Raw genomic sequence first — 25,416 nt, 5'->3', positions numbered from 1 at the left:
GTATGGACCGTACGTGGAACTGGAGCGGTACGGTTCGGAAACACCCCCTCGAAGGCTGCGGTTCAGGCAGGCGAGGACGTCCTTCCCGGACACCCCGCCGGTTAGTGAGTTACTGGGCCGGCAGGTCTCCTGACTGATGCGTCGTCGCCACGCTCCGGCCTTCCCGGGCAATGCCCAGTGGCGATGTGGAGCAGGCTCGGCACCTACAGTTGCGGGGGCAGTTTCGATTGGCGCGATGTGCCGCGCGTCGAATTCCCTATTAGTCCCATTTGGGAACCGGCGCGGTATGGTAGTCGATCGTGGCGGGCAGCGGGAGCCTGATCCGCGCGCAATTGGCCAGCCGCAGCCGGTGGGGTCTCTATCTGCCGATATAGGATGTACCATCAGCTTCTGTTCATCAGATATTAGTCAGACATGCCCACGCATAGCGAAGAGAGCCGCCGGATCGTAGCTTCTCTGGCGCACCGTGTTGGCCCGCACGCTGACACTGCAAGCATCGCCGAGGCGATTGTGTCGATTTTGCAGGATATGGGCGCAGCATTGACGCCCATTATTGGCCAGCAGGGCGTTGTCGCGCTGTACCGCCGCAGCTTCCACCTGTGCGTCTCGACCCACCCACGCCTGGCCGGCACCTATGACAGTGTGCCGGCTGCGATGGATCTGATTGCCCTCAAATCCGTACTCGTCGAGCAGAACGAAACCGACGCGTTGTTCTTCGGTGAGGTGTTGTTGACAACCCTCTACGAGCTTCTGACTACGCTGATCGGGCCCTCACTCACTGCACGTCTGCTGGTTGACGTGTGGCAGCCTTCTTCGAGCGACACCTCTGCGCAGGAAATTTCGCCATGAGCACCAAAGTGACTATCAACCGTCTGGCCACGGGTGTGCCAGGACTGGACGAGGTCCTGGGCGGAGGCCTGCCGGAGTTTTCGTTCAACCTGATTGCAGGCCCGCCGGGCTGTGGCAAAACCACCCTGGCGCACCAGATGATGTTTGCCCTGGCCACGCCGGAGCGCCCGGCGCTGTTCTTTACCGTGCTCGGTGAGCCGCCGCTGAAGATGCTGCGCTATCAGCAGCAATTCGATTTTTTCGATAACGAAGCGATTAACCAGTCGATTCGCTATATCAATTTGGCCGACCACACCCTAGCCGGCGATCTGGACGAGGTGTTGCGGCGAATTGTCAGCGAGGTCGAGGCACATTCGCCGTCGCTGGTGTTTGTCGATTCGTTCCGCTCCGTGGTGCTGGCCAGCCAGACCCAGCACAACCCGAATAACAACCTGCCGCAGTTCGTCCAGCAACTGGGTATGTTGATGACCACGTGGCAGGCGACGACTTTCCTGATCGGCGAATATTTCACCGAAACCGACTCCAACCCGATCTTTACCGTGGCCGACGGCCTGATCTGGCTGCGCCAAAGCGTCGAGCGCAACTCGATGGTGCGCAAGATGGAGATCATGAAGATGCGCGGCCAGCCGACGTTGCCGGGCCTGCACACCTTCCGTATCGCCACCTCGGGGATCAGGGTGTTCCCACCGGCCGCCATCAATCGTTCGGTTGACGCGCCGTCGACGTTCCCGATCACGCGTCTGAAAATGGGCGTGCCGGCCCTCGATGAGATGCTCGGTGGCGGCCTGCCTCGCGGCTATTCGCTGCTGGTGGCCGGGCCTTCGGGCTCGGGCAAGAGCATTCTGGCGGCGACCTTCCTGGCCGAAGGCGCACGCAACGGTGAAACCGGGGTGATTGCGGTGTTCGAGCAACGGCCCAACCATTCGCAAAACCCGAAGTTGGCCGAGTTGATCAAGAGCGGGCAGGTTGGCCTGGTGGACAGCCGCTCGCCGGACCTGTCCATCGATGAAATCGTGCAATTGCTGCTGGGCGAAATCAGTCGTTTGAACGCCACCCGCGTGGTGATTGATTCGCTGTCGGGCTTTGAGCTGGCGTTGGCGCCAACCTTTCGCGCGGACTTTCGCGAATCGTTGTCACGCATGGTCACCGCACTGACGGCTGCCGGGGTCAGCGTCTTGATGACCTCCGAGTTGGAAGACCGCTACACCGACCTGCGTTTCAGCCCCTACGGCACGGCGTTCCTGACCGACGCGATCATCGTGCAGCGGTATATCGAAGTCGAGAGCCGTTTGTTGCGCATCATGGCGGTGGTCAAGGTGCGCGCCAGTGCTCACTCCGATCAGCTACGCCAGTACCACATCGACGATCACGGCCTGCAGATTCGCGACATGTTGCCTGAGCAGGAGGGGTTGCTGGGCGGCCGGCCGACCAAAAAGACTTCAGCGAGACAAACATGTGTGAGCCCGACTCATGAGTGAAAGCGGCGGCAAGAACGAACGTGAGCTGACCAGTGCCGCTCACGAACTGTTCCTGCTCGGCCAAAAAACCGTTGAGGCGCGTGCCGTGCTCGCCGCTCTGCAGCAGCAACTGACTGATGCCAGCAGCCGTCTGGTGGATACCCAGCACGTCGAGCAGGTGATCGAGGCCAATCAGCAACTGGTACTGGCTATCCTCCTGGCGCAATCCGACGCTGCAAGGCCGCCGCCCCTGGAGGAGCAGCGTTTGTACCAGGAGCTTCGCGAGGCGAACGCGCAGTTAGTCATCGCGGCGCTCAGCGCGCAAGACCTGCAGGCGACAGCCGAGCGTGCGCTGGGCCAGCAGAAAAGTATCCTGGCGATGGTGGCGCATGAGCTGCGCAACCCATTGACGCCGATCAGCATGATCGCCGAGCGCATGGTGCGCCTGCCGAGCGACCAGTTACCACGCATGCGTGAGCTGATCGAGGGGCAGGTGCAGCATATTTCACAGTTGGTTGACGACTTGCTGGACGTGTCCCGCGTGAGCACGGGCAAGCTGCGTATCGAGCGAAGTGATGTCGACATGCTGCAGATCCTCAGAAGCGCGATTGATGCGTGCGGCCCGGTGATGCGGGCAAAACAGCAGCAATTCGATGCGCATCTGCCTGACGGCAGCTTGATGTTCAGTGGCGACCCTGGGCGCCTTTCGCAAATCCTGCATAACCTGCTGGCCAACGCGGCCAAGTACACGCCGGTGGGCGGCCGGATCGTGCTGTCGGTCAGCGTGGCGGACGAGTTGAGGATCAGCATTTGTGACAATGGCATCGGCGTATCGGCCAAGGCGCTGCCGCTCATCTTTGACCCTTACGTGCAGGACGAGCACGCCATTGGTTTCAACGGTTCGGGGTTGGGGATCGGGTTGACGGTGGTTCGCGAGCTGGTTGAAGCGCATGGCGGCAAGGTCACCGCCAAAAGCGAAGGCAAGGGCCGTGGCAGCGAGTTTGTGGTGACGTTGCCCTTGTCTCACTGACCTGCCTGCTCGCCACAGTCGCTGTGGCGAGCAGGCCTGTTGTGGAGAGCAGGCTTGCCCCAATGCCGTTTTGTTAAGCGCAGATCCCCTGTGGGAGCGGGCTTGCCCGCGAAAGCGGTGGGTCAGCCAACATCAATGTTTGCTGGGCAGACGTCTTCGCGGGCAAGTCGAATCGTCGCAACGCCGCTCCCACATTTGATCTTCGCTGCTTTTAGCATTGCGTTCGCTTAACTGAACGGCATTAGGGCAAGCCCGCTCGCCACAGGTCGTTTGCTTGCCCCCAATATAAAGGCCTGCCTAAGAGGCTTATTTGCGATCCAGCCACACCGTCTGCGCGTTGCAGAATTCGCGCACGCCAAAGTGCGACAACTCCCGCCCAAACCCACTTTTCTTGATGCCGCCAAAGGCTACCCGAGGGTCCGAGACGCTGAAGGCGTTGACGAAGATCCCGCCGGTTTCCAGTTGGTTGGCGATGTCGCGTGCCTTTGTTGAGTCGGTGGTGAAGATGCTCGCCGTCAGGCCGAACTCGCTGTCGTTGGCCAGGGCCACGGCGTGGTCGGCATCGCGGGCGGTGATGATCGAGGCCACGGGGCCGAACAGTTCCTGTTTGAACGAGGTCATCTGGTCGGTGACGTTGGCCAGTACGGTGGGCGCATAGTAGTTGCCGTCGCCGGGTACTTTGTGGCCGCCCAGTAGCAGGGTCGCGCCTTCGTCCAAGGTGGCCTGGACCTGGCCGTGCAGCTCGTCGCGCAGATCGAAGCGCGCCATCGGGCCGACGTAGGTGCTGGTCAATGTGGGGTCGCCCATGACCAGTGCGCGGCTGGCTTCGAGGAATTTAGCGGTGAACGCTTCTACCACGCCGTCTTCGATGATCAAGCGCTTGGCGGCGGCGCAGACTTGGCCGCTGTTCTGGAAGCGCCCGATCACGGCGGCCTGAACGGCGGCGTCGAGGTCGGCGTCGTTGAGCACGATAAACGGGTCGGAGCCGCCCAGTTCCAGCACGCATTTTTTCAGCGCGGCACCGGCCTGGGAGCCGATGGCCATGCCGGCGCGTACGCTGCCGGTGAGCGTGACGGCGGCGATGCGTGGGTCGGCGATGGCGGTGGAGACGCCGTCCTGGGTCACGTTGATCACTTCGAACAGGCCTTCAGCGAAACCGGCTTTTTGGAATGCCGCTTTCATCAGGTAGGCGCTGCCCATCACGTTTGGCGCGTGTTTGAGCACGTAGGTGTTGCCGGCGAGCATCGTCGGCACGGCGCCGCGCAGCACTTGCCAGACCGGGAAGTTCCACGGCATCACCGCGAGGATCGGGCCCAGCGGGCGGTATTCGATCTGGGCACTGCCGTTGTCTACCAGCGTTGGCTCCGGCGCGAGCATGGCCGGGCCGTGGGCGGCATACCATTCGCTGAGTTGTGCGCATTTTTCAATTTCGGCGCGAGCCTGGGCGATGGGTTTGCCCATTTCCAGGGTGATCATCTGCGCCATGTCTTCGGCTTGGTCACGCAGGACGCTGGCCAGGGCCAGCAGCCGTTCGGCGCGTTGGCTGACTGGCTGGCGGCGCCAGGTGCGGAAGGCGCCGGTGGCGCGGTTGAGAGCAGCGTCCAGCTGCGCCTCGGTTTCGTAAGGGTAGCTGCCGACCGTTTCGCCGTTGGCGGGGTTGATCGACAAGGCGTGAGTCTGCTGAGTAATCGCGTTCATGGCACCGTCCGGCTGAATGAGTGGAATGGGTTCAGCCTACGGGGATGCATGTTTTATGGAAACTGAATAATATTAAGCGATACGTTCACGATTGGAGAATGATTTGGATCTGGTGCAGCTGGAAATCTTCAAGGCCGTTGCCGAGCAAGGCAGCATCAGCGCCGCCGCGCAGTTGATTCATCGCGTGCCGTCGAACCTGACCACGCGTATCAAGCAACTGGAGCAGGACTTGGGTGTGGAGCTGTTTATCCGCGAGAAAAGCCGCCTGCGTCTGTCACCGGCCGGGTGGAATTTCCTCGGCTACACGCGGCGTATTCTCGACCTGGTGCAAGAAGCCCGCGCGACGGTGGCGGGCGAGGAGCCCCAGGGCGCGTTTGCCCTCGGCTCGCTGGAGAGCACGGCCGCCGTGCGTATCCCGGCGTTGCTCGCGGCGTATAACCAGAAGCACACCAAGGTCGAGCTGGACCTGAGCACCGGACCGTCGGGCACGATGATCGAGGGCGTGTTGTCGGGGCGCCTGGCGGCGGCGTTTGTCGACGGCCCGGTGCTGCATGCCACGCTGGAGGGCGTGGCGGTGTTTGAAGAAGAAATGGTGGTGATTGCGCCGCTGCATCACGCGCCGATCACCCGCGGCCAGGATGTGGCGGGGGAGAGCATCTACACCTTTCGCTCGAACTGCTCGTATCGCCATCACTTCGAACGTTGGTTCTCACAGGATGGCGCGGTGCCGGGCAAGATTTTCGAGATGGAGTCCTACCACGGCATGCTCGCCTGCGTCAGCGCCGGCGCCGGCCTGGCGCTGATGCCGCGCAGCATGTTGGAGAGCATGCCAGGGTTTACGGCGGTGAGTGTGTGGCCGTTGAGCGACGCGTTCCGCATTCTGCATACCTGGCTGATCTGGCGCCGGGGCACGGTGTCGCAGAGTTTGAACAGTTTTGTGAAGCTGTTGGAAGAGCGCGCTCTGCAAGCGAAGTAGATCCAGTGTGGGAGCTGGCTTGCCTGCGATAACGGGGTATCAGTGATAGAGGTATCGGCAGGCCTGACGCAATCGCAGGCTAGCCAGCTCCCCAGGTGATCTTTGTTAGCCGCCGAACTGGAAGGTGCCCATCGCCAGTTTGGCCATGATCGCCGTCGCACCCAACTGCACCAGCCACAAGGCCAGTCCACCGAGGAACACGCCGAGGGCCACTTGCAGTACCAGGCTTTTCTGGCGCTTGGCTTGCGGGGCGCGGGGCGTGTAGTCATGCAATTCGTCGCGGTCGGCGCGCAGGTCCAGGTCGTCGTTTCTCATAAGGCTCTCACAGCAAAGGGGCAGTCGACGTTCAGTCTAGGGGAGCGGGGTGTTTTGCGACAGGCATTAAAAAAGGGAAGCCGCGGCTTCCCTTCGTTCAGCACCGTCAGGTTTATAGAACCTGAACAATCGCCTTGGTTACCGCATCAATGTTGGACTGGTTCAGCGCTGCTACGCAGATGCGGCCAGTGTCCAGCGCGTAGATACCAAATTCGGTGCGCAAACGGGTGACTTGCTCAACCGTCAGGCCGGAGTAGGAGAACATCCCGCGCTGGCGGCCGACGAAGCTGAAGTCGTGGCCTGGCGCTGCCTTGGCCAGTTCAGCGACCATCTGTTCACGCATGCCACGGATGCGCAGGCGCATTTCAGCCAGTTCGGCTTCCCACTGGGCGCGCAGCTCAGGGTTGTTCAGCACTGCCGCAACGATCGCCGCGCCGTGGGTTGGCGGGTTGGAGTAGTTGGTGCGGATCACACGCTTGACCTGGGACAGGATGCGCGCGCTTTCTTCCTTGGATTCGCTGACGATCGACAGCGCGCCCACGCGCTCGCCGTACAGCGAGAACGACTTGGAGAACGAGCTGGACACAAAGAAGGTCAGGCCCGATTCAGCGAACAGGCGCACCGCTGCGGCGTCTTCGTGGATGCCGTCGCCGAAGCCCTGGTAGGCCATGTCGAGGAACGGCACCAGGTTCTTGGCCTTGACCACATCCAGCACGTTTTGCCAGTCGGCCGGGCTCAGGTCGACGCCGGTCGGGTTGTGGCAGCAGGCGTGCAGCACCACGATGGACTGCGGCGGCAGGGCGTTGAGGTCATCGAGCAGACCTGCACGGTTCACGTCGTGGGTGGCGGCGTCGTAGTAGCGATAGGTTTGCACCGGGAAGCCGGCTTTTTCGAACAGCGCCTGGTGGTTTTCCCAGCTCGGGTCGCTGATGGCGACGACGGCGTTGGGCAGCAGTTGCTTGAGGAAGTCGGCACCGATTTTCAGCGCGCCGGTGCCGCCGACCGCTTGTGCGGTGATGACACGGCCGGCGCTCAGCAGCGGCGATTCAGCGCCGAACAGCAGCTTTTGCACGGCCTGGTCGTACGCCACGATGCCATCGATCGGCAAGTAGCCACGGGCGGCGTGTTGCGCCACGCGAACGGCTTCCGCTTCGGCAACGGCACGCAAGAGTGGAATCTTCCCCTCCTCGTTGCAATAAACGCCCACGCCAAGGTTGACCTTGGTGGTTCGGGTGTCGGCGTTGAATGCTTCGTTGAGGCCCAGGATTGGATCGCGTGGTGCCATTTCGACAGCGGAGAACAGGCTCATTTTTGCGGCAGCTCTATGGGGGAATGGAGGGACGTGTCGCGCTCCAGCCGAATGCACTAGAGCGGTGCACAAACGGGGAGCTAGTATAGAGGCCATCCCGGCTGAGGGCGACAACCGAAACGGCTTTTCGGCCATGTTTTTCGGTTTATTTGCCGACCGTTAGTCTTATTGCAACATTGGCCAGCGACGGCAGGTAGGACGATTGCCTTGAAACCCGTCACATTCGCCACCACTTCTACAGCTATCATGGTTTTTTCCTGCAACCTGCGATGACTATTCGCGGGTTGCTGAGCTATTTCGTCCCTGGCGGTATTGAGTCTGGGGTGACTTCACGAGGTACGTTATGTCGGATTTCCAGCTCGTCACCCGTTTTGAACCCGCCGGCGACCAACCCGAAGCCATTCGCCTGATGGTTGAAGGCATCGAAGCCGGCCTGGCGCACCAGACGCTGCTCGGGGTGACCGGTTCAGGCAAGACCTTCAGCATCGCCAACGTGATTGCGCAGACCAATCGGCCCACCTTGGTGCTGGCGCCGAACAAGACCCTGGCCGCGCAGCTCTACGGCGAGTTCAAGGCGTTTTTCCCGAATAACGCAGTGGAATACTTCGTTTCCTACTACGACTACTACCAGCCCGAAGCGTATGTGCCGTCCTCCGATACCTTTATCGAGAAGGATGCGTCGATCAACGACCACATCGAGCAGATGCGGCTGTCGGCGACCAAGGCGCTGCTGGAGCGCAAGGACGCGATCATCGTCACCACGGTGTCGTGCATCTACGGCCTGGGCAGCCCGGAAGCTTATTTGAAGATGGTGTTGCACGTTGATCGGGGCGACAAACTCGACCAGCGCGAGCTGCTGCGGCGCCTGACGAGCTTGCAATACACCCGCAACGACATGGACTTTGCCCGCGCCACCTTCCGCGTACGCGGTGATGTGATCGACATCTACCCGGCGGAGTCCGACCTGGAAGCGATCCGCATCGAGCTGTTCGACGATGAAGTCGAGAGCCTGTCGGCCTTCGACCCGTTGACTGGCGAGGTGATCCGCAAGCTGCCGCGCTTTACCTTCTACCCGAAAAGCCACTATGTGACCCCGCGCGAAACCCTGATGGGCGCCATCGAGGGTATCAAGGTCGAGTTGGCCGAGCGCCTGGAATACCTGCGTGCCAACAACAAGCTGGTGGAAGCCCAGCGCCTGGAGCAGCGCACTCGGTTTGACCTGGAGATGATCCTCGAGCTGGGTTACTGCAACGGCATCGAAAACTACTCGCGCTACCTCTCGGGGCGCGAATCCGGGCAGGCGCCGCCGACCCTGTTTGATTACCTGCCGGACGACGCCTTGCTGGTGATCGACGAGTCCCACGTCAGCGTGCCGCAGGTGGGGGCGATGTACAAAGGTGACCGTTCGCGTAAGGAAACCTTGGTGGAGTACGGCTTCCGCCTGCCTTCGGCGCTGGATAACCGGCCGATGCGTTTTGACGAGTTTGAAAGCATCAGCCCGCAGACGATCTTTGTCTCGGCCACGCCGGGTAACTACGAAGCCGAGCATGCGGGGCGCGTGATTGAGCAACTGGTGCGCCCGACCGGCCTGGTGGACCCGCAAATCGAGATCCGCCCGGCGCTGACCCAGGTCGATGACTTGCTCTCGGAGATCACCAAGCGCGTGGCCCTGGAAGAGCGGGTGCTGGTCACCACGCTGACCAAGCGCATGTCCGAAGACTTGACTGACTACCTGGCCGACCACGGCGTACGCGTGCGCTATTTGCACTCGGACATCGACACCGTGGAGCGCGTCGAGATTATCCGCGACCTGCGCCTGGGCACCTTTGACGTGCTGGTGGGGATCAACCTGCTGCGCGAAGGCCTGGACATGCCGGAAGTGTCACTGGTGGCGATCCTCGATGCCGACAAGGAAGGCTTCCTGCGTTCCGAGCGCTCGTTGATCCAGACCATCGGCCGTGCGGCGCGCAACCTCAATGGCCGGGCGATTCTTTACGCGGATCGCATCACCGGCTCCATGGAGCGGGCAATTGGCGAGACCGAGCGCCGCCGTGACAAGCAGATTGCCTTCAACCTGGAGAATGGCATCATCCCGAGAGGCGTGTTCAAGGACGTCGCCGACATCATGGAAGGCGCCACCGTGCCCGGTTCGCGCAGCAAGAAGCGCAAGGGTATGGCCAAGGCTGCCGAAGAAAGCGCCAAGTACGAAAACGAACTGCGCTCGCCGAGTGAGATCACCAAGCGGATTCGGCAGTTGGAAGAGAAGATGTACCAGCTGGCACGGGATCTTGAGTTCGAAGCGGCCGCGCAGACGCGGGATGAGATCGGCAAGTTGCGGGAGCGGTTGTTGGCTGTTTGATTTTGCGGTGACGGTGGTGGCCTCATCGCAGGCAAGCCAGCTCCCACAGTTGACCGATTTCCAGCATGAGAATGCGGTCGAATGTGGTAGCGGGCTTGCTCGCGAATGGCGGCACCGCGGTCCACCAGAATCACCCACGCTGGAGCCCAACCACCCCAGGCTGTTACCATTCCCCCCTTGTTTCAATTTTCAGTTTTATCGCCCATTCGAGACCTGCCATGACCACCGTCCGCACGCGCATTGCGCCATCGCCTACTGGGGATCCCCACGTCGGTACTGCTTACATCGCCCTGTTCAACTACTGCTTTGCCAAGCAGCACGGTGGTGAATTCATCTTGCGGATCGAAGACACCGATCAAGTGCGTTCGACCCGTGAGTCGGAACAGCAGATTTTCGATGCCCTGCGCTGGTTGGGCATTACTTGGGCGGAAGGCCCGGACGTCGGTGGCCCGCACGGCCCGTATCGCCAAAGCGAGCGCAGCGAGATCTACAAGCAGTACACCCAGCAATTGGTCGACATGGGCCATGCGTTCCCGTGCTTCTGCACCGCCGAAGAGCTGGACCAGATGCGCGCCGAGCAACAGGCCCGTGGCGAAACCCCGCGCTACGACGGCCGCGCGCTGCTGCTCTCGAAAGAAGAAGTGGCCCAGCGCCTGGCTGCCGGCGAGCCTCACGTTATCCGCATGAAAGTACCGAGCGAAGGTGTGTGCGTGGTGCCGGACATGCTGCGCGGGGACGTCGAGATCCCGTGGGACCGCATGGACATGCAGGTGCTGATGAAGACCGACGGCCTGCCGACGTACTTCCTGGCCAACGTGGTCGACGACCACCTGATGGGCATCACCCACGTGCTGCGCGGCGAAGAATGGCTGCCGTCGGCGCCTAAACTGATTCTGCTGTACGAGTACTTCGGCTGGGAACAACCGCAGTTGTGCTACATGCCGCTGCTGCGTAACCCGGACAAGAGCAAGTTGTCCAAGCGCAAGAACCCGACGTCGGTGACGTTCTACGAGCGCATGGGCTTCATGCCTGAGGCGATGCTCAACTACCTGGGCCGTATGGGCTGGTCGATGCCGGACGAGCGCGAGAAGTTCTCGCTGCAGGAAATGGTCGATAACTTCGACCTGTCACGCGTCTCGCTGGGCGGGCCGATCTTCGATATCGAGAAGCTGTCGTGGCTCAATGGCCAGTGGCTGCGTGACCTGCCGGTGGAAGAGTTCGCCAGTCGCGTGCAGCAGTGGGCATTGAATCCCGAGTACATGATGAAGATCGCACCGCTGGTGCAGGGCAGGGTGGAGACGTTCAGCCAGGTCGCACCGTTGGCCAGTTTCTTCTTTGCCGGTGGCGTGAACCCGGATGCCAAGCTGTTTGAATCCAAAAAGCTCTCGGGTGACCAGGTTCGCCAGTTGATGCAGTTGATCCTGTGGAAGCTCGAAAGCCTGCGTCAGTGGGAAAAAGAGGCGATCACCGCGACGATCCAGGCGGTGGTCGAGTCCCTTGAGCTGAAGTTGCGCGATGCCATGCCGCTGATGTTTGCCGCCATTACCGGGCAGGCCAGTTCGGTATCGGTACTCGATGCGATGGAAATTCTCGGCCCGGACCTCACGCGTTTCCGTCTGCGCCAAGCCCTTGATTTGCTTGGGGGTGTGTCGAAGAAAGAAAACAAAGAGTGGGAAAAGTTGCTGGGCGCTATCGGCTAAGCAACGGGTTGTAACGGTCAAACCCCGGTTTTCCGGGGTTTGGGCGGTAAGTGATTGTTATCCCGGCAAAAAATTTTGGAAATTGTTGAAAATAAATTTGACACACTTCCAAACCGCCATTAAGATTCGCCCCGTCCTCACCGATGAGGGGCTATAGCTCAGCTGGGAGAGCGCTTGCATGGCATGCAAGAGGTCAACGGTTCGATCCCGTTTAGCTCCACCAATTTACAGGTTCAAGGTCTGGCCACACCGTCCTTGAATTGATCAGGCCTAGCTTGATCAGGTTGTACAGAAGGTTTTGTCCCCTTCGTCTAGTGGCCTAGGACACCGCCCTTTCACGGCGGTAACAGGGGTTCGAGTCCCCTAGGGGACGCCAGTTTCAACAAGCAGCTCGCAAGGTCTGCTGCGCCGCGAGGCGAAAAATCCGGGGCTATAGCTCAGCTGGGAGAGCGCTTGCATGGCATGCAAGAGGTCAACGGTTCGATCCCGTTTAGCTCCACCAATTTACACGTTCAAGGTTCCGGCCACACCGTCCTTGAACTGATCAGACTCAGCCTGATCACGTTGTATAGAAGGTTTGTGTCCCCTTCGTCTAGTGGCCTAGGACACCGCCCTTTCACGGCGGTAACAGGGGTTCGAGTCCCCTAGGGGACGCCACGATTACCCGCTCTGCGGGATTTTTAAGGGTCATTCAATTATTGAATGGCCCTTTTGTTTGTCTGGCGTTTGGGTTTTTACGCCCCTCCAATACCCCGCATCGAATACCCAGTCATTGGCGCGCAAGGCTTCCAGCGAGCTGGCTTCGGCTCGCTGCATCGCGAACGGCTGCGGCAGGTGCTTTATTCCATTGTTTTCATCTGTCCTGCTCGGACCAGCGGTCATGCGGGTGGCTTGCGAAATATTATTATGGTAATAATATTTAACCCATGAGCGACGGAGGCAACGATGAGCGATAAAAAAGCGCAAACCCGCGAACGCATTTTGCAGGCTGCCAGCGCGGCGTTGATCCAGCGCGGCCCGGCCGAGCCGAGTGTCGGTGAAGTCATGGGGGCGGCCGGGCTCACGGTCGGGGGGTTCTACGCGCACTTTGAAAGCAAGGATGCGCTGATGCTGGAAGCCTTCACGCAGTTGCTGGCCCGGCGCCGTGCCTCCATTGACGATATGGACGCACGACTGACCGGCGAGGAGCGTAGAGGCCTGGTGGCAGCATTCTATCTGTCGCGCAAACACCGCGACTCGACGGAGCAGGCCTGCCCGATCCCGGCAACGGTGGGCGAGATGAGCCGCCTGCCGGATGAGTTTCGCCTGGCGCTCAACGAGCATACGGAGTTGATGGCCGCCCAGTTGGCTGCCAGCCCGGAAGACACCGACAAAGCCCTGGCGGATATGGCCCTGATGATCGGCGGCCTGGCGTTGGCGCGAGCCCTTGGCCCGGGCGAATTGTCGGACCGCGTCTTACGCGCTGCCAAGTCGGCGGTACGTTAAAAAGAGGAATCGCACGGTGGGCGCATTAACCTGGATTCGTGGTTTCAATGGCACTGTCGGTCGCTTGGCGCCGCGCACGGTGGCGAGCAAGTTGCGCCGCGCTTTCATGACGCCTCGCAACCTGCCGCCGCGTGATTGGGAGTTGCCGCTGCTGGCGCAATCGGAGCGCATGACCTTGCGTTTCGGTCTGTCGGCGCTGCGCTGGGGGCAAGGGCCCGCCGTGTTGCTGATGCACGGTTGGGAAGGGCGCCCCACGCAGTTCGCCAGCCTGATCACCGCGCTGGTGGATAACGGTTATTCGGTGATTGCCCTGGATGGGCCGGCCCATGGCCGTTCGCCTGGGCGTGAAGCGCATGTGCTGCTGTTTGCTCGCGCCATGCTCGAAGCCGCCGCTGAGTTGCCGCCGCTGCATGCAGTGGTGGGGCATTCCATGGGCGGCGCCAGTGCGATGCTGGCGGTTCAGTTGGGGTTGCGTACCGAGGCGTTGGTCAGCATTGCGGCGCCGTCGCGTTTCCTCGATGTGCTACGTGGTTTTGCCGGTAGGGTGGGGTTGCCGGCGCGTGCGCGCGCAGCATTCATCCGCGAAGTCGAATTGACCTTCGGCATGCCGCTCAAGCACTTGGATGTCGCTCACTACCAGATGAACATTCCGGGGCTGATCGTGCACGCCGAAGACGACACCTTTGTTCCGGTCAAAGCCTCTCAAGCCATTCATGACGCCTGGTTCGACAGCCGTCTACTACGCCTGGAGCAAGGCGGCCACCAGAAAGTGCTGGCCGACCCGCGGGTGATCGACGGCGTACTGACGCTCCTGGCCGGCCGCCGTTTACAGGCGCGGCAAACCGCCTGATACACTGCTCCCGCCGACATTAATCGACGGGAGCAAGGCATGAGCTGGGATTTGGCAACGCCGTTTATCATTGATCTGCAGGTCGCCGCTGAAGACATCGACGGCCTGGGGCACGCCAATAACGCGGTGTACGTGTCCTGGCTGGAGCGCTGCGCCTGGCGCCACTCACAGCGCTTGGGGCTGGACCTCACCGAGTACCGCCGCCTGGACCGCGCCATGGCCGTGGTGCGCCATGAGATCGACTACCTGGCGGCAGGCTATGAGGGCGATGAGCTGCAACTGGCTACCTGGATCGTCGACTGGGACCAGCGCCTGAAAATGACCCGCCGCTTCCAACTGGTTCGCCCCCGCGACGGCGCGACCTTGCTGCGGGCGCAAACCACCTTTGTCTGCATCGAGCTGTCCAGCGGCAAGCCCAAGCGCATGCCGGCTGAGTTTCTCGACGGCTATGGTCCCGCCCTGACAGGGGGTTAACGGTTACGCTGGGAAACCCAGTAAACTGCGCCACGATTTTTGTTGAGTGTTTTCCATGCAAATTGCTTTGGCGCCCATGGAGGGGTTGGTCGACAACATCCTGCGGGACGTGTTGACCCGCGTGGGCGGTATTGACTGGTGCGTGACCGAATTTATTCGCGTCAACGACCGCCTGCTCACTCCGGCCTATTTCCACAAGCTCGCTCCGGAACTGCTGCACGGTGCCCACACCGCAGCGGGTGTGCCGTTGCGCGTGCAGTTACTGGGTTCCGACCCGGTCTGCCTGGCGGAAAACGCCGCGTTGGCCTGTGAGCTGGGTTCGCAGGTGATCGACCTGAACTTCGGTTGCCCGGCCAAGACCGTCAACAAATCCCGTGGCGGTGCGGTCTTGCTCAAGGAGCCGGAGCTGCTTAACCAGATTGTCGAGCATGTACGCCGCGCAGTGCCCGCGCATATTCCGGTCACCGCCAAGATGCGCCTCGGTTTCGACAGCCCGGACGGTGCGCTGGTGTGCGCCACGGCCCTGGCAGAAGGCGGTGCGGCACATATTGTGGTGCATGCACGGACCAAGGCCGATGGTTACAAACCGCCCGCTCACTGGGAGTGGATCCCGCGCGTGCAGGACGTGGTCAAGGTGCCGGTGTTCGCCAATGGCGATATCTGGAGCGTCGAAGACTGGAAGCGTTGCCGCGAAATCAGCGGGGCCGACGACATCATGCTCGGCCGTGGCCTGGTGGCGCGCCCTGACCTGGCGCGGCAGATTGTGGCGGCGAAGGCGGGTGAAGAGGTGGTGGAAATGACCTGGGCAGAAATGCAGCCGATGCTCCACGAGTTCTGGCGCCAATCGGTGGCGCAGTTGACCGAAAAGCAGGCGCCGGGTCGTTTAAAGCAGTGGCTGGCCATGCTGACACGCAATTATCCCGAGGCCGTGGAGCTGTTCACCGCGATGCGTCGGGAAACCGACTTGCAACAGGTCGGCCGTTTGTTGGGCGTGCCCGCTCCGGTTGCCGCTGGATAGTTTGACGGCCCCGTATTAACCGATACGGGCCTTGGCGGATATGCCTCACATCAACAAACGCCTGAACCCCTCGATCGGCAACGGCCGGCTGTGCAGGTACCCCTGGTACAAATGGCAGCCCAGCTTTTGCAGAAACGCCAGTTGTTCCGGGGTTTCCACGCCCTCGGCGATCACGTCCAGGTTCAGGCTACGGGCCATGGCCACAATGGCGCGGATGATTTCTGCGTCGTTGGGGTCGTGGGTGGCGTCGCGCACAAAGGACTGGTCGATCTTCAGCGCATCCACCGGCAGGCGCTTGAGGTAGGTCAACGACGAATAGCCGGTGCCGAAGTCATCCATCGCAAAGCTCACGCCGAGCTTTTTCAGGCGGCGCATCTTGGCCACGGTATCGTCCAGGTTCTGGATCACGATGCCTTCGGTGATTTCCAGTTTGAGCAGGCTGTGGGGCAGATGGTACTGCTTGAGGCTGTGCTCCACCCGCTCCACAAAGTCGTTCTGGCGAAACTGCCGGGGGCTGATGTTCACGCACAGGCTGAAATTCAGTGGGTCCACCAGCCCGTCGGCAATCAGTTGCGCAAATGCGCCGCAGGCTTGATCGAGAATCCAGGTGCCGACTTCCAGGATCAAGCCGCTGTCTTCCAGGACCTTGATGAATTCGGACGGTGACTGCGCACCCAGCTGCGGATGTTGCCAGCGCACCAGCGCCTCGGCGCCGACGATTTTGTTACCGCGCGCATCCACTTGGGGCTGGTAATGCACGCTGAACTCTCCGCGTGACAGGGCCAGGCGCAGGTCGGTCTCCATGCGCAGGCGCTCGCTGGCGGTTTTCTGCATGCTGTTGTGGAACATTTGTATGGTGTTGCGTCCCGAGTCTTTGGCGCGATACAGCGCGATATCGGCGCGTTTAAGCAGGTCGGCCGGCGTGGAGCCATGGTCGGGAATCAGCGCCACGCCAATACTGGGCGTGACCTGCAAGCGGTGCCCATCGAGGAACATCGGCTCCGAGAGCAATTCGCGCAGGGTATCGGCCAGCTCCTGCACTTGGGCGCTGACTTGCGCCCGCGTACCCTCCAGGCCACTGAGCAGTACCACAAATTCATCCCCGCCCAGGCGCGCTACCGTGTCCTCCATGCGCACGCTGGCTTCCAGGCGCGCGGTGACGATTTTCAGCACGGTGTCGCCCACCGGGTGGCCGAGGGAATCGTTGATGTGCTTGAAGTGGTCAAGGTCGAGGAACAGCAACGCGCCGCGTAAGTTGTGGCGCTTGAGCAGGGCGATCTGCTGGCTCAGGCGATCCATCAGTAATGCGCGATTGGGCAGGTTGGTCAGCGGGTCGTGATAGGCCAGGTGACGAATCTGCGCCTGGGCGTTTTTCAGCAGGCTCACGTCCCGCGCGGTCAGCAGCAGGCACGGCATTTCATTCAGGGTGATCGGTTCTACCGAAACCTCGACGGCCAGCACCTCGCCACGTTTGTTGTGCCAAAGCATTTCCAGATGATGGATACGACCTTTGATCTGCAGTTCGGCCAAGAGCGCAGCACGCTGGTTTTCATCGGCCCAGATGCCAATCTGGTAAAGCGTGAGGCCAATAGCTTCTTCGGCGCGATAGCCGGTGAGGCGGCAAAAGCCGTCGTTGACTTCGACATAGCGGCCAGTGTCACGTTCGGTAATGGAAATGGCGTCGGGACTGGAATGGAAAGCCTTGGCGAATTTTTCTTCACTGGCCTTTAGCGCGGCCTCCGAGCGTTGTTGCTGGGTGATATCGCGCAGGGTGGTGACGATACAGGATTGGGCTCCGACCGTGATCAGCCGGCTGGAGATCATGCAGGTCAAGCTTTGGCCATTCTTGTGGTGCACCACGATGGCCACATTGCTCAGCGCCTGCTCGCGGATCACCCGTTCGATACGCTGCAAGCGCTTGCTCGATTCATCCCACAGGCCAATCTGCTCAGCGCTTTTGTCGATGACCTCGGCAACTGTCCAGCCAAAGGTCTGGGTGAAGGCGGGGTTGATTTCGATAAAGGCGCCACTGTCCAGGCACGTGACGCAGATCGGGTCGGGGCTGGCCTGGAACAGGCTGGCGAATTTTTCTTCGGACGCGGTGATGCGTTGTTCGCGCTCCACCTGGTCGGTGATATCGAGCAAGGTGCCGGCCATGCGCAGCGGTTTGCCGGATTCGTCGCGATAGAGGCGTGCCCGGCTTTCCAGGTAGCGAGGGCTGCCGTCCTCCGTCAGCACGCGGTAGGTCAACTGATAGTTGCCGTCCTGGCCTTCACGCAAGCTGCGATAGGCATTGCGCATGCCTTCGCGGTCGTCATCCGACATGCCATCAAAAAACGCATCGAACGACTCGTGGAAGGGTTCGGGCGGCAGCCCGTGCAATTGGGCGGCGCGGGCCGAGCCGTAGAGCATGCCGGTGGGGATGTGCCAGTCCCAGGTGCCCAGTTGCGCCGAATCCAGGGCGAGGTCGAGGCGCTCCTGGCTGTCCTTGAGGGCTTGCTCGGCGTTTTTGCGCTCGGTGGTGTCGAGAAAGGTGCTGATCAGGTAAGCCTCGCCCTCCAGCTCGACTTTCTGCGCGCTGAGGGTGCCATCGTGGATCTGGCCGTTGCTGGCGCAGAACTGCACTTCCATGGTGATGGGTTCGCCCTTGCGCTGCGTGGCCTTGACCAACAGCGCACGTTGTTCAGGCTGTCGCCACAGGCCAAGGTCCAGCGTGGTGCGGCCGATCGCGTGGGCCACGGGCCAACCGAAGTGTATCTCGAAATACTGGTTGGCTTCGCTGATCAGGCCGTCGGATTGACGGGTCAGCAGGACCATGTTGGGGCACAGGTGAAACAGCGTGGCGAAGCGTTTTTCCGACTGCATGAGGGCGCGCTCGCGCTCGCGCTGGCGGGTGGTCTCGCGGATCACGCCGATCATGCGGCGCCGACCGGCCTTGTCCGGCATCAGGCTGCCATTGATTTCCAGCCAGTGATCGCTGCCATCCGGCCACTGTATATGGTGGTGCATGGCCTGCTCGAACGGCTCTCCCGCCAGCACCGCATGAAAGGCGCGCACGACCCGCTCACGATCCTGTGGGGCGAGAAGGTCGAGGTATTCCAGGTCCTTGGGCAAAGGTTGCCGAGGATCGTAGCCGAACAGCGCCTGAGTGCCCCTTGACCAACTGATTCTGCCGGTGTCGATTTCCCAGCTCCACGCGCCCAGCCGGGCAGCATTGAGGGCTGCCAGCAATTGCGGGGCATTGTCCCAGCTTTGTTCCGCCTCTTGAGGGTCCAGGGCGTAAATGCGGGGCAGGGGCGGCACGGAGTCGACGGGGTTGCGCATTATCAAAGGGCCTTGGCTCAATGGGCGGTCGGCGCGGCGTGTTTCAGACCTTGGGGTCGCACAGCTTCATGCCGGTATCCCTGGCAGATCGACCTGTGCATCCAATAGGCTCATGAAAGCCCGCGCAGCGTTCGACAGCGTCCTTTCGGTGTGCACGATATAGCCTAGCTGGCGACTGAGCTGTATGCCCGGTAAAGCGATGCTTGCCACCTGATCGTCGAGCATGGTGCGCGGCAAAACGCTCCAGGCCAGGCCGATAGACACCATCATCTTGATCGTTTCCAGATAGTTAGTGCTCATCGCGATGTTCGGCGTCAGGCCCTGAGCCTCGAATAGACGGCTGACGATGTGGTGGGTAAAGGTGTTGCCGCCCGGAAACACCGCCGGGTGCCTGGCAATATCGGCCAGGTTGACAGTGCCGTTGCCGGTCAAGCTGTGCTCCGGTGCCACCACGAAATCCAGGGGGTCATCCCACACCGGGGTGGCGCGGACTAAATTGTGCGGATCAGGCGCTAGGGTAATGACCGCCACTTCGGCGCGGCCATGCAGAATCTCTTCGTAGGCCACTTCCGAATCGAGGAACTGAATATCCAGCGCCACGTTGGGGTACTGGCGGGTAAAGGTGCGCAGGATCGGTGGCAGGCGGTGCAGGCCGATATGGTGGCTGGTGGCCAGGGTCAGCCGACCGCTGACTTCGCCGGTCAGGTTGGTGAGGGCACGGCGCGTATCGTCCAGCACGTTGAGAATCTGATAGGCGCGCGGCAGCAAAGCCCGCCCGGCCTCGGTCAGGCCGACTTCACGGCCCAGGCGATCGAACAGGCGCACTTTTAATTGTTGCTCCAGGCCGGCAATGCGCTTGCTGATGGCCGGCTGGGTCAGGTGCAGGCGTTCACCGGCGCCGGAGAAGCTGCCGGTCTCGGCGATGGCAATAAAAGCGTTGAGGTTGGCCAAGTCCATTGTGGTATTCCAGTTGGTAATCCAAAGCATAAAAAATATGAATTTGAGTTATTTAATGTAGCGCCATACCATCAGCCTCACAAGCCAAAGGGTTATTGAATGTCTCAAGGCCCGGGGCATAGAAAGACCGATGATGAGGACCGACTGATGGCCGGCAAAACGCTTTACGACAAGCTTTGGGATTCCCATGAAGTGAAACGGCGCGACGATGGCTCGTCGCTGATCTATATCGACCGTCACATCATCCATGAAGTGACCTCGCCCCAAGCGTTCGAAGGCCTGCGGCTGGCCGGGCGCAAGCCCTGGCGCGTCGACTCGATCATCGCCACCCCGGACCACAACGTACCGACGACCCCTGAGCGCAAGGGCGGCATCGACGCGATCGTCGACACCGTGTCGCGCCTTCAGGTGCAGACCCTCGACGATTACTGCGACGAATATGGCATCACCGAATTCAAGATGAATGACGTGCGCCAAGGCATCGTTCACGTGATCGGCCCGGAGCAGGGCGCGACGTTGCCCGGCATGACTGTTGTCTGCGGCGACTCCCACACCTCTACTCACGGTGCGTTCGGCGCGTTGGCCCATGGCATCGGCACATCCGAGGTGGAACATGTGTTCGCCACCCAGTGCCTGGTCGCCAAAAAAATGAAGAACATGTTGGTCCTGGTCGAAGGCACATTGCCCTTTGGCGTGACTGCCAAGGACATCGTGCTCGCCGTGATCGGCAAGATCGGCACCGCCGGTGGTAACGGCCATGCCATCGAGTTCGCCGGCAGCGCGATTCGCGACCTCTCCATTGAAGGTCGCATGACCATCTGCAACATGTCCATCGAAGCCGGTGCCCGCGTGGGCATGGTGGCGGCGGACGAAAAGACCGTTGAATACGTCAAGGGCCGTCCGTTCGCACCGAAAGGCGCCGATTGGGATGCCGCCGTCGAAGCCTGGAAAGACCTGGTCTCCGACGCCGATGCGGTGTTCGACACCGTGGTCGAGCTCGACGCTGCGCAGATCAAGCCGCAAGTCAGCTGGGGCACCTCGCCGGAGATGGTCCTGGCCGTCGACCAGCACGTGCCGGACCCGGCTAAAGAGGCCGACCTGGTCAAGCGCGGTTCCATCGAGCGCGCCTTGAAATACATGGGCTTGAAAGCCAACCAGGCGATTACCGACATCCAGTTGGACCGCGTGTTTATCGGTTCCTGCACCAACTCGCGGATCGAAGACCTGCGCGCCGCGGCGGTGATCGCCAAAGGCCGTAAAGTCGCCTCGACCATCAAACAAGCCATCGTGGTGCCAGGCTCGGGCCTGGTCAAAGCGCAAGCCGAAGCCGAAGGCCTGGACAAGATCTTCCTCGAGGCTGGTTTTGAATGGCGTGAGCCGGGCTGCTCGATGTGCCTGGCGATGAACCCGGACCGTTTGGAATCGGGCGAGCATTGCGCGTCCACCTCCAACCGTAACTTCGAAGGGCGTCAGGGCGCCGGTGGGCGTACTCACCTGGTCAGCCCGGCCATGGCCGCTGCAGCTGCCGTCAACGGTCGTTTCATCGACGTTCGCGAATTGATCTGAGGAAAACCCGATGAGAGCTTTTACCCAACACACAGGTCTCGTAGCGCCGTTGGACCGTGCCAACGTCGACACCGACCAGATCATCCCCAAGCAGTTCTTGAAGTCGATCAAGCGCACCGGTTTTGGCCCCAACCTGTTCGATGAGTGGCGCTACCTGGACGTGGGCTACGCCTACCAGGACAACTCCAAGCGCCCGCTGAACAAGGACTTTGTGCTCAACGCCGAACGTTATCAAGGCGCCAGCGTGTTGCTGGCCCGCGAGAACTTCGGTTGCGGCTCGAGCCGTGAACACGCGCCGTGGGCCCTGGAAGAATATGGCTTTCGCAGCATCATCGCGCCGAGCTACGCCGACATCTTCTTCAACAACAGCTTCAAGAACGGCTTGCTGCCGATCATCTTGAGCGACGCCGAAGTGGATGAGCTGTTCAAGCAAGTGGAAGCCGATGTGGGCTACCAACTGACCGTCGACCTGGCTGCGCAGACCGTTACGCGCCCGGACGGCAAGGTGTATCACTTTGAAGTCGATGCCTTCCGTAAGCACTGCCTGCTCAATGGCCTGGATGACATCGGCCTGACCTTGCAGGACGGCGATGCGATTGCCGCGTTTGAAACCAAGCACCGGGCCAGCCAGCCCTGGTTGTTTCGCGACGCGTGATTCTATGTAGACCGGACTGGCCCCTTCGCGAGCAAGCCCGCTCCCACATTTGATCGCATTTCAACTGAAGGAACTCGGTTGAATGTGGGAGCGGGCTTGCTCGCGAAGACGGCAGTACAAACAACACAAGTCTCAAGGACGCTCACCATGACCAGCAACGCCCACACCCAAGTCGTGCAAAAACAATTCGGCGAGCAAGCCTCGGCCTACCTGAGCAGTGCCGTGCACGCCCAAGGCACCGAATTCGCGGTGCTCCAGGCCGAACTGGCCGGGCAGGGCGCTGCACGACTGCTGGATTTAGGCTGCGGTGCCGGGCATGTGAGTTTCCAAGTGGCGTCGTTGGTAAAAGAAGTGGTGGCCTACGACCTGTCCCAACAAATGCTCGACGTGGTAGCGGCCGCCGCTGTAGATCGCGGCCTGAACAACATCCGCACCGTATGCGGCGCCGCTGAACACCTGCCATTCGCCGATGGCGAGTTCGACTTCGTGTTCAGCCGTTACTCGGCCCACCACTGGAGCGACCTCGGCCTGGCTTTGCGTGAAGTGCGCCGCGTACTCAAGCCAGGTGGCGTGGCGGCCTTTGTCGACGTCTTGTCACCGGGCAGCCCGCTGTTGGACACTTACCTGCAAACCGTCGAAGTGCTGCGCGACACCAGCCACGTGCGCGATTACTCCGCCGCCGAGTGGATGCGTCAACTTAGCGAGGCCGGGCTGCATGTGCGCACCAGCAGTCGCCAACGCCTGCGCCTGGAATACACCTCCTGGGTCGAACGCATGCGCACACCACAGGCCTTGCGCACCGCGATCCTTGAGCTGCAGCAGGCGATGGGCCAGGAAGTGCGTGATTACTACGAGATTCAGGCCGACGGCACCTTCAGCACCGACGTGCTGGTGGTTTTCGCCGAACGTTGATTAATTTTCCCGACCTGCCCACGGGCAGGTCGCTTGATGAAATGAGGAACGCATGAGCAAGCAGATTCTGATTCTTCCTGGCGACGGTATTGGTCCGGAAATCATGGCCGAAGCGGTCAAAGTCCTGGAATTGGCCAACACCAAGTACAGCCTGGGCTTCGAACTGAGCCACGACGTGATCGGCGGCGCCGCGATCGACAAGCATGGCGTGCCCTTGGCCGACGAGACGCTGGACCGTGCCCGTGCTGCTGACGCTGTGCTGCTCGGCGCCGTGGGCGGCCCGAAATGGGACAAGATCGAACGTGATATCCGCCCTGAGCGCGGCCTGCTGAAAATTCGCGCGCAACTGGGCCTGTTCGGCAACCTGCGTCCGGCCATCCTCTACCCGCAACTGGCCGACGCGTCGAGCCTCAAGCCGGAAGTGGTGGCGGGCCTGGATATCCTGATCGTGCGCGAGCTGACCGGTGGTATCTATTTCGGCTCGCCGCGTGGCGTGCGCGAGTTGGAGAATGGTGAGCGTCAGGCCTACGACACTCTGCCGTACAGCGAGAGCGAAATCCGCCGTATCGCCCGTGTCGGTTTCGACATGGCCCGCGTGCGCGGCAAAAAGGTCTGCTCCGTCGACAAAGCCAACGTACTGGCCTCCAGCCAACTGTGGCGCGAAATCGTCGAAGAAGTGGCCAAGGACTACCCGGACGTCGAACTGAGCCACATGTACGTCGACAACGCCGCGATGCAACTGGTGCGTGCGCCGAAGCAGTTCGACGTGATCGTCACCGACAACCTGTTCGGCGACATCCTGTCCGACCAGGCCTCGATGCTCACCGGTTCCATCGGCATGCTGCCGTCGGCGTCCCTGGACACCAACAACAAGGGCATGTACGAGCCCTGCCACGGTTCGGCCCCGGACATCGCTGGGCAGGGCATTGCCAACCCGTTGGCGACCATTTTGTCGGTGTCGATGATGCTGCGTTACAGCTTCAACCTGAGCGACGCGGCCGATGCCATCGAGAAGGCCGTAAGCCTGGTGTTGGATCAAGGCTTGCGCACCGGTGACATTTGGTCACAGGGTTGCACCAAAGTCGGCACGCAAGAAATGGGCGACGCAGTAGTCGCCGCGCTACGGAATCTGTAATCTCTCGGGCCCGCTTGCAGTTGTTGCTGCAAGGCGGCCCACTTTTTAACAAGGTGTAGTTGCGATGAAACGTGTAGGTCTGATCGGTTGGCGCGGTATGGTCGGTTCCGTGCTCATGCAGCGGATGCTGGAAGAGCAGGATTTCGATCTTATTGAGCCGGTGTTTTTCACCACTTCGAACGTAGGTGGCCAAGGGCCGTCCGTGGGCAAGGATATCGCCCCGCTCAAGGACGCCTACAGCATTGAAGAGCTGAAAACCCTCGATGTGATTCTGACCTGCCAGGGTGGCGACTACACCAGCGAAGTCTTCCCCAAGCTGCGCGAAGCCGGCTGGCAGGGTTACTGGATCGACGCCGCCTCCAGCCTGCGCATGCAGGACGACGCCGTGATCATCCTCGACCCGGTCAACCGCAAGGTCATCGACCAGCAACTGGATGCGGGCACCAAGAACTACGTCGGCGGCAACTGCACCGTCAGCTTGATGCTGATGGGCCTGGGCGGCTTGTTCGAAGCGGGCCTGGTCGAGTGGATGAGCGCCATGACCTATCAGGCGGCGTCCGGTGCGGGTGCGCAGAACATGCGCGAACTGATCAAGCAAATGGGCGCGACCCACGCGGCCGTTGCCGATCAACTGGCCGACCCTGCCAGCGCGATCCTCGACATCGACCGCCGTGTGGCCGAAGCCATGCGCAGCGAGGCCTACCCGACCGAGAACTTCGGTGTGCCATTGGCCGGTAGCCTGATCCCGTGGATCGACAAGGAACTGCCGAACGGCCAGAGCCGCGAAGAGTGGAAAGCCCAGGCCGAAACCAACAAGATTCTGGGCCGCTTCAAGAGCCCGATCCCGGTGGACGGTATCTGCGTGCGTATCGGCGCCATGCGCTGCCACAGCCAGGCGCTGACCATCAAACTGAACAAAGACGTGCCGATCGCCGATATCGAAGGGCTGATCAGCCAGCACAACCCATGGGTCAAGCTGGTGCCGAACAACCGCGAAATCAGCATGCAGGAGCTGAGCCCGACGAAGGTTACCGGCACCCTGAATGTGCCGGTTGGCCGTCTGCGCAAGCTGAACATGGGCACCCAGTACCTGGGCGCTTTCACCGTTGGCGACCAACTGCTGTGGGGCGCGGCCGAGCCACTGCGCCGCATGCTGCGGATTTTGCTGGAGCGGTAATCGCTGCTGGTAAGTAAGAAACCCGCGTTCTGGTGACAGGCGCGGGTTTTTTGTTGTTCTTTAGGGCCCTCATCGCCGGCAAGCCAGCTCCCACACTTGACCGAGTTCCAGCGTTAAAATGCGGTCGAATGTGGGGGCGGGCTTGCTCGCGATGGGGCCAGCAGCCACAG

General features: G+C 61.2%; 21 protein-coding genes, 4 tRNA genes and 1 riboswitch. Of the genes, 19 read left to right on the top strand and 6 right to left on the bottom strand.

The features are described from left to right. Positions 1-102: 102 nt before the first annotated feature. A riboswitch (cobalamin riboswitch) is annotated at positions 103-296 on the bottom strand. A gap of 118 nt (positions 297-414) precedes the next feature. The 3 genes from ACDZ94_RS22480 to ACDZ94_RS22470 are packed head-to-tail and all read left to right on the top strand — an operon-like array spanning position 415 to position 3,336. Continuing rightward, positions 415-849 (top strand): hypothetical protein, encoded by a 435-nt coding sequence (locus ACDZ94_RS22480; protein ID WP_259746347.1) that lies wholly within the window; start codon positions 415-417, stop codon positions 847-849. Further along, positions 846-2,327: an RAD55 family ATPase gene (locus ACDZ94_RS22475; RefSeq protein ID WP_432750850.1), complete on the top strand. Its 1,482-nt coding sequence runs from the start codon at positions 846-848 to the stop codon at positions 2,325-2,327. The genes ACDZ94_RS22480 and ACDZ94_RS22475 overlap by 4 nt, the downstream gene beginning before the upstream one ends. After that, positions 2,320-3,336: a sensor histidine kinase gene (locus tag ACDZ94_RS22470; protein ID WP_221295256.1), complete on the top strand. Its 1,017-nt coding sequence runs from the start codon at positions 2,320-2,322 to the stop codon at positions 3,334-3,336. The genes ACDZ94_RS22475 and ACDZ94_RS22470 overlap by 8 nt, the downstream gene beginning before the upstream one ends. 306 nt (positions 3,337-3,642) lie before the next feature. Here the strand turns inward: ACDZ94_RS22470 and ACDZ94_RS22465 are convergent, their stop codons facing one another. Then, positions 3,643-5,034, bottom strand: coding sequence for an aldehyde dehydrogenase family protein (locus tag ACDZ94_RS22465; RefSeq protein ID WP_432750849.1), 1,392 nt, complete (start codon positions 5,032-5,034; stop codon positions 3,643-3,645). A gap of 103 nt (positions 5,035-5,137) precedes the next feature. Between ACDZ94_RS22465 and ptrR the strand changes: the two genes are divergently transcribed. Beyond that, entirely contained in the window at positions 5,138-6,010 is an 873-nt protein-coding gene (gene ptrR / locus ACDZ94_RS22460; RefSeq protein ID WP_064453263.1) for a putrescine utilization regulator PtrR, read from the top strand. A gap of 105 nt (positions 6,011-6,115) precedes the next feature. Here ptrR and ACDZ94_RS22455 read toward each other — a convergent pair whose 3' ends face one another. Continuing rightward, a complete protein-coding gene (locus ACDZ94_RS22455; RefSeq protein ID WP_016970937.1) occupies positions 6,116-6,325 on the bottom strand; it encodes a hypothetical protein in 210 nt (69 codons plus the stop codon). 112 nt (positions 6,326-6,437) lie between these two features. Then, positions 6,438-7,634: an amino acid aminotransferase gene (locus tag ACDZ94_RS22450; protein WP_432750848.1), complete on the bottom strand. Its 1,197-nt coding sequence runs from the start codon at positions 7,632-7,634 to the stop codon at positions 6,438-6,440. A gap of 343 nt (positions 7,635-7,977) precedes the next feature. Here ACDZ94_RS22450 and uvrB point away from each other — a divergent pair, with 343 nt between their 5' ends. The 6 genes from uvrB (at position 7,978) to ACDZ94_RS22420 (ending at position 12,350) form a co-directional block, all read left to right on the top strand. Then, the gene (uvrB, locus tag ACDZ94_RS22445) at positions 7,978-9,993 is read left to right on the top strand and encodes an excinuclease ABC subunit UvrB (RefSeq protein WP_064453261.1); all 2,016 of its coding nucleotides are present in this window, start codon (positions 7,978-7,980) and stop codon (positions 9,991-9,993) included. Positions 9,994-10,211: 218 nt separating this feature from the next. Next, a complete protein-coding gene (gene gltX, locus ACDZ94_RS22440; protein ID WP_064453260.1) occupies positions 10,212-11,693 on the top strand; it encodes a glutamate--tRNA ligase in 1,482 nt (493 codons plus the stop codon). A gap of 147 nt (positions 11,694-11,840) precedes the next feature. Beyond that, positions 11,841-11,916, top strand: a tRNA-Ala gene (locus tag ACDZ94_RS22435). A gap of 77 nt (positions 11,917-11,993) precedes the next feature. Then, positions 11,994-12,069 (top strand) — tRNA-Glu (locus tag ACDZ94_RS22430). A gap of 50 nt (positions 12,070-12,119) precedes the next feature. Next, positions 12,120-12,195: transfer RNA gene (locus ACDZ94_RS22425), tRNA-Ala, on the top strand. A 79-nt stretch (positions 12,196-12,274) separates the two neighbouring features. Continuing rightward, positions 12,275-12,350 (top strand) — tRNA-Glu (locus tag ACDZ94_RS22420). 30 nt (positions 12,351-12,380) lie between these two features. Here ACDZ94_RS22420 and ACDZ94_RS22415 read toward each other — a convergent pair. Further along, positions 12,381-12,575 (bottom strand): hypothetical protein, encoded by a 195-nt coding sequence (locus ACDZ94_RS22415; protein WP_432750847.1) that lies wholly within the window; start codon positions 12,573-12,575, stop codon positions 12,381-12,383. A 63-nt stretch (positions 12,576-12,638) separates the two neighbouring features. Between ACDZ94_RS22415 and ACDZ94_RS22410 the strand changes: the two genes are divergently transcribed. Genes ACDZ94_RS22410 through ACDZ94_RS22395 form a run of 4 tightly spaced genes read left to right on the top strand, consistent with a single transcriptional unit; the run spans position 12,639 to position 15,520 of the window. Then, positions 12,639-13,178, top strand: a complete 540-nt coding sequence (locus ACDZ94_RS22410; RefSeq protein ID WP_064453259.1) for a TetR/AcrR family transcriptional regulator — start codon at positions 12,639-12,641, stop codon at positions 13,176-13,178. Between the two features lie 16 nt (positions 13,179-13,194). Continuing rightward, on the top strand, positions 13,195-14,028 hold the full coding sequence (locus tag ACDZ94_RS22405) for an alpha/beta hydrolase (RefSeq protein ID WP_064453258.1): 834 nt from the start codon (positions 13,195-13,197) through the stop codon (positions 14,026-14,028). Positions 14,029-14,067: 39 nt separating this feature from the next. Next, complete coding sequence (locus ACDZ94_RS22400; RefSeq protein ID WP_221295254.1) at positions 14,068-14,502, top strand: acyl-CoA thioesterase; 435 nt, start codon at positions 14,068-14,070, stop codon at positions 14,500-14,502. Positions 14,503-14,557: 55 nt separating this feature from the next. After that, positions 14,558-15,520: a tRNA dihydrouridine synthase gene (locus ACDZ94_RS22395; RefSeq protein ID WP_432750846.1), complete on the top strand. Its 963-nt coding sequence runs from the start codon at positions 14,558-14,560 to the stop codon at positions 15,518-15,520. Between the two features lie 45 nt (positions 15,521-15,565). Here the strand turns inward: ACDZ94_RS22395 and ACDZ94_RS22390 are convergent, their stop codons facing one another. Together ACDZ94_RS22390 and ACDZ94_RS22385 are read right to left on the bottom strand one after the other, a co-directional pair. Then, on the bottom strand, positions 15,566-18,844 hold the full coding sequence (locus ACDZ94_RS22390; RefSeq protein WP_064453256.1) for an EAL domain-containing protein: 3,279 nt from the start codon (positions 18,842-18,844) through the stop codon (positions 15,566-15,568). A gap of 66 nt (positions 18,845-18,910) precedes the next feature. Continuing rightward, positions 18,911-19,801, bottom strand: a complete 891-nt coding sequence (locus tag ACDZ94_RS22385) for a LysR family transcriptional regulator (protein ID WP_064453255.1) — start codon at positions 19,799-19,801, stop codon at positions 18,911-18,913. A gap of 147 nt (positions 19,802-19,948) precedes the next feature. Between ACDZ94_RS22385 and leuC the strand changes: the two genes are divergently transcribed. The 5 genes from leuC to asd all read left to right on the top strand — a co-directional run bounded on the left by leuC (position 19,949) and on the right by asd (position 25,246). Then, entirely contained in the window at positions 19,949-21,367 is a 1,419-nt protein-coding gene (leuC, locus tag ACDZ94_RS22380; protein ID WP_064453254.1) for a 3-isopropylmalate dehydratase large subunit, read from the top strand. Positions 21,368-21,377: 10 nt separating this feature from the next. Then, on the top strand, positions 21,378-22,022 hold the full coding sequence (gene leuD / locus ACDZ94_RS22375; RefSeq protein WP_053257092.1) for a 3-isopropylmalate dehydratase small subunit: 645 nt from the start codon (positions 21,378-21,380) through the stop codon (positions 22,020-22,022). Positions 22,023-22,169: 147 nt separating this feature from the next. After that, positions 22,170-22,934 (top strand): class I SAM-dependent methyltransferase, encoded by a 765-nt coding sequence (locus tag ACDZ94_RS22370; protein ID WP_432750845.1) that lies wholly within the window; start codon positions 22,170-22,172, stop codon positions 22,932-22,934. A 52-nt stretch (positions 22,935-22,986) separates the two neighbouring features. Then, positions 22,987-24,069 (top strand): 3-isopropylmalate dehydrogenase, encoded by a 1,083-nt coding sequence (leuB, locus tag ACDZ94_RS22365; protein WP_064453251.1) that lies wholly within the window; start codon positions 22,987-22,989, stop codon positions 24,067-24,069. A gap of 64 nt (positions 24,070-24,133) precedes the next feature. Beyond that, positions 24,134-25,246, top strand: coding sequence for an aspartate-semialdehyde dehydrogenase (gene asd / locus ACDZ94_RS22360; RefSeq protein ID WP_053257089.1), 1,113 nt, complete (start codon positions 24,134-24,136; stop codon positions 25,244-25,246). Positions 25,247-25,416: the final 170 nt, after the last annotated feature.

The sequence above is a fragment of the Pseudomonas sp. UBT genome, assembly GCF_050915955.1.
GTDB classification, from domain to species: Bacteria; Pseudomonadota; Gammaproteobacteria; order Pseudomonadales; family Pseudomonadaceae; genus Aquipseudomonas; species Aquipseudomonas antarctica_A.
The sequence above is the reverse complement of the archived record's forward strand: the minus strand, read 5'-3'. Positions and strand labels throughout refer to the sequence as shown.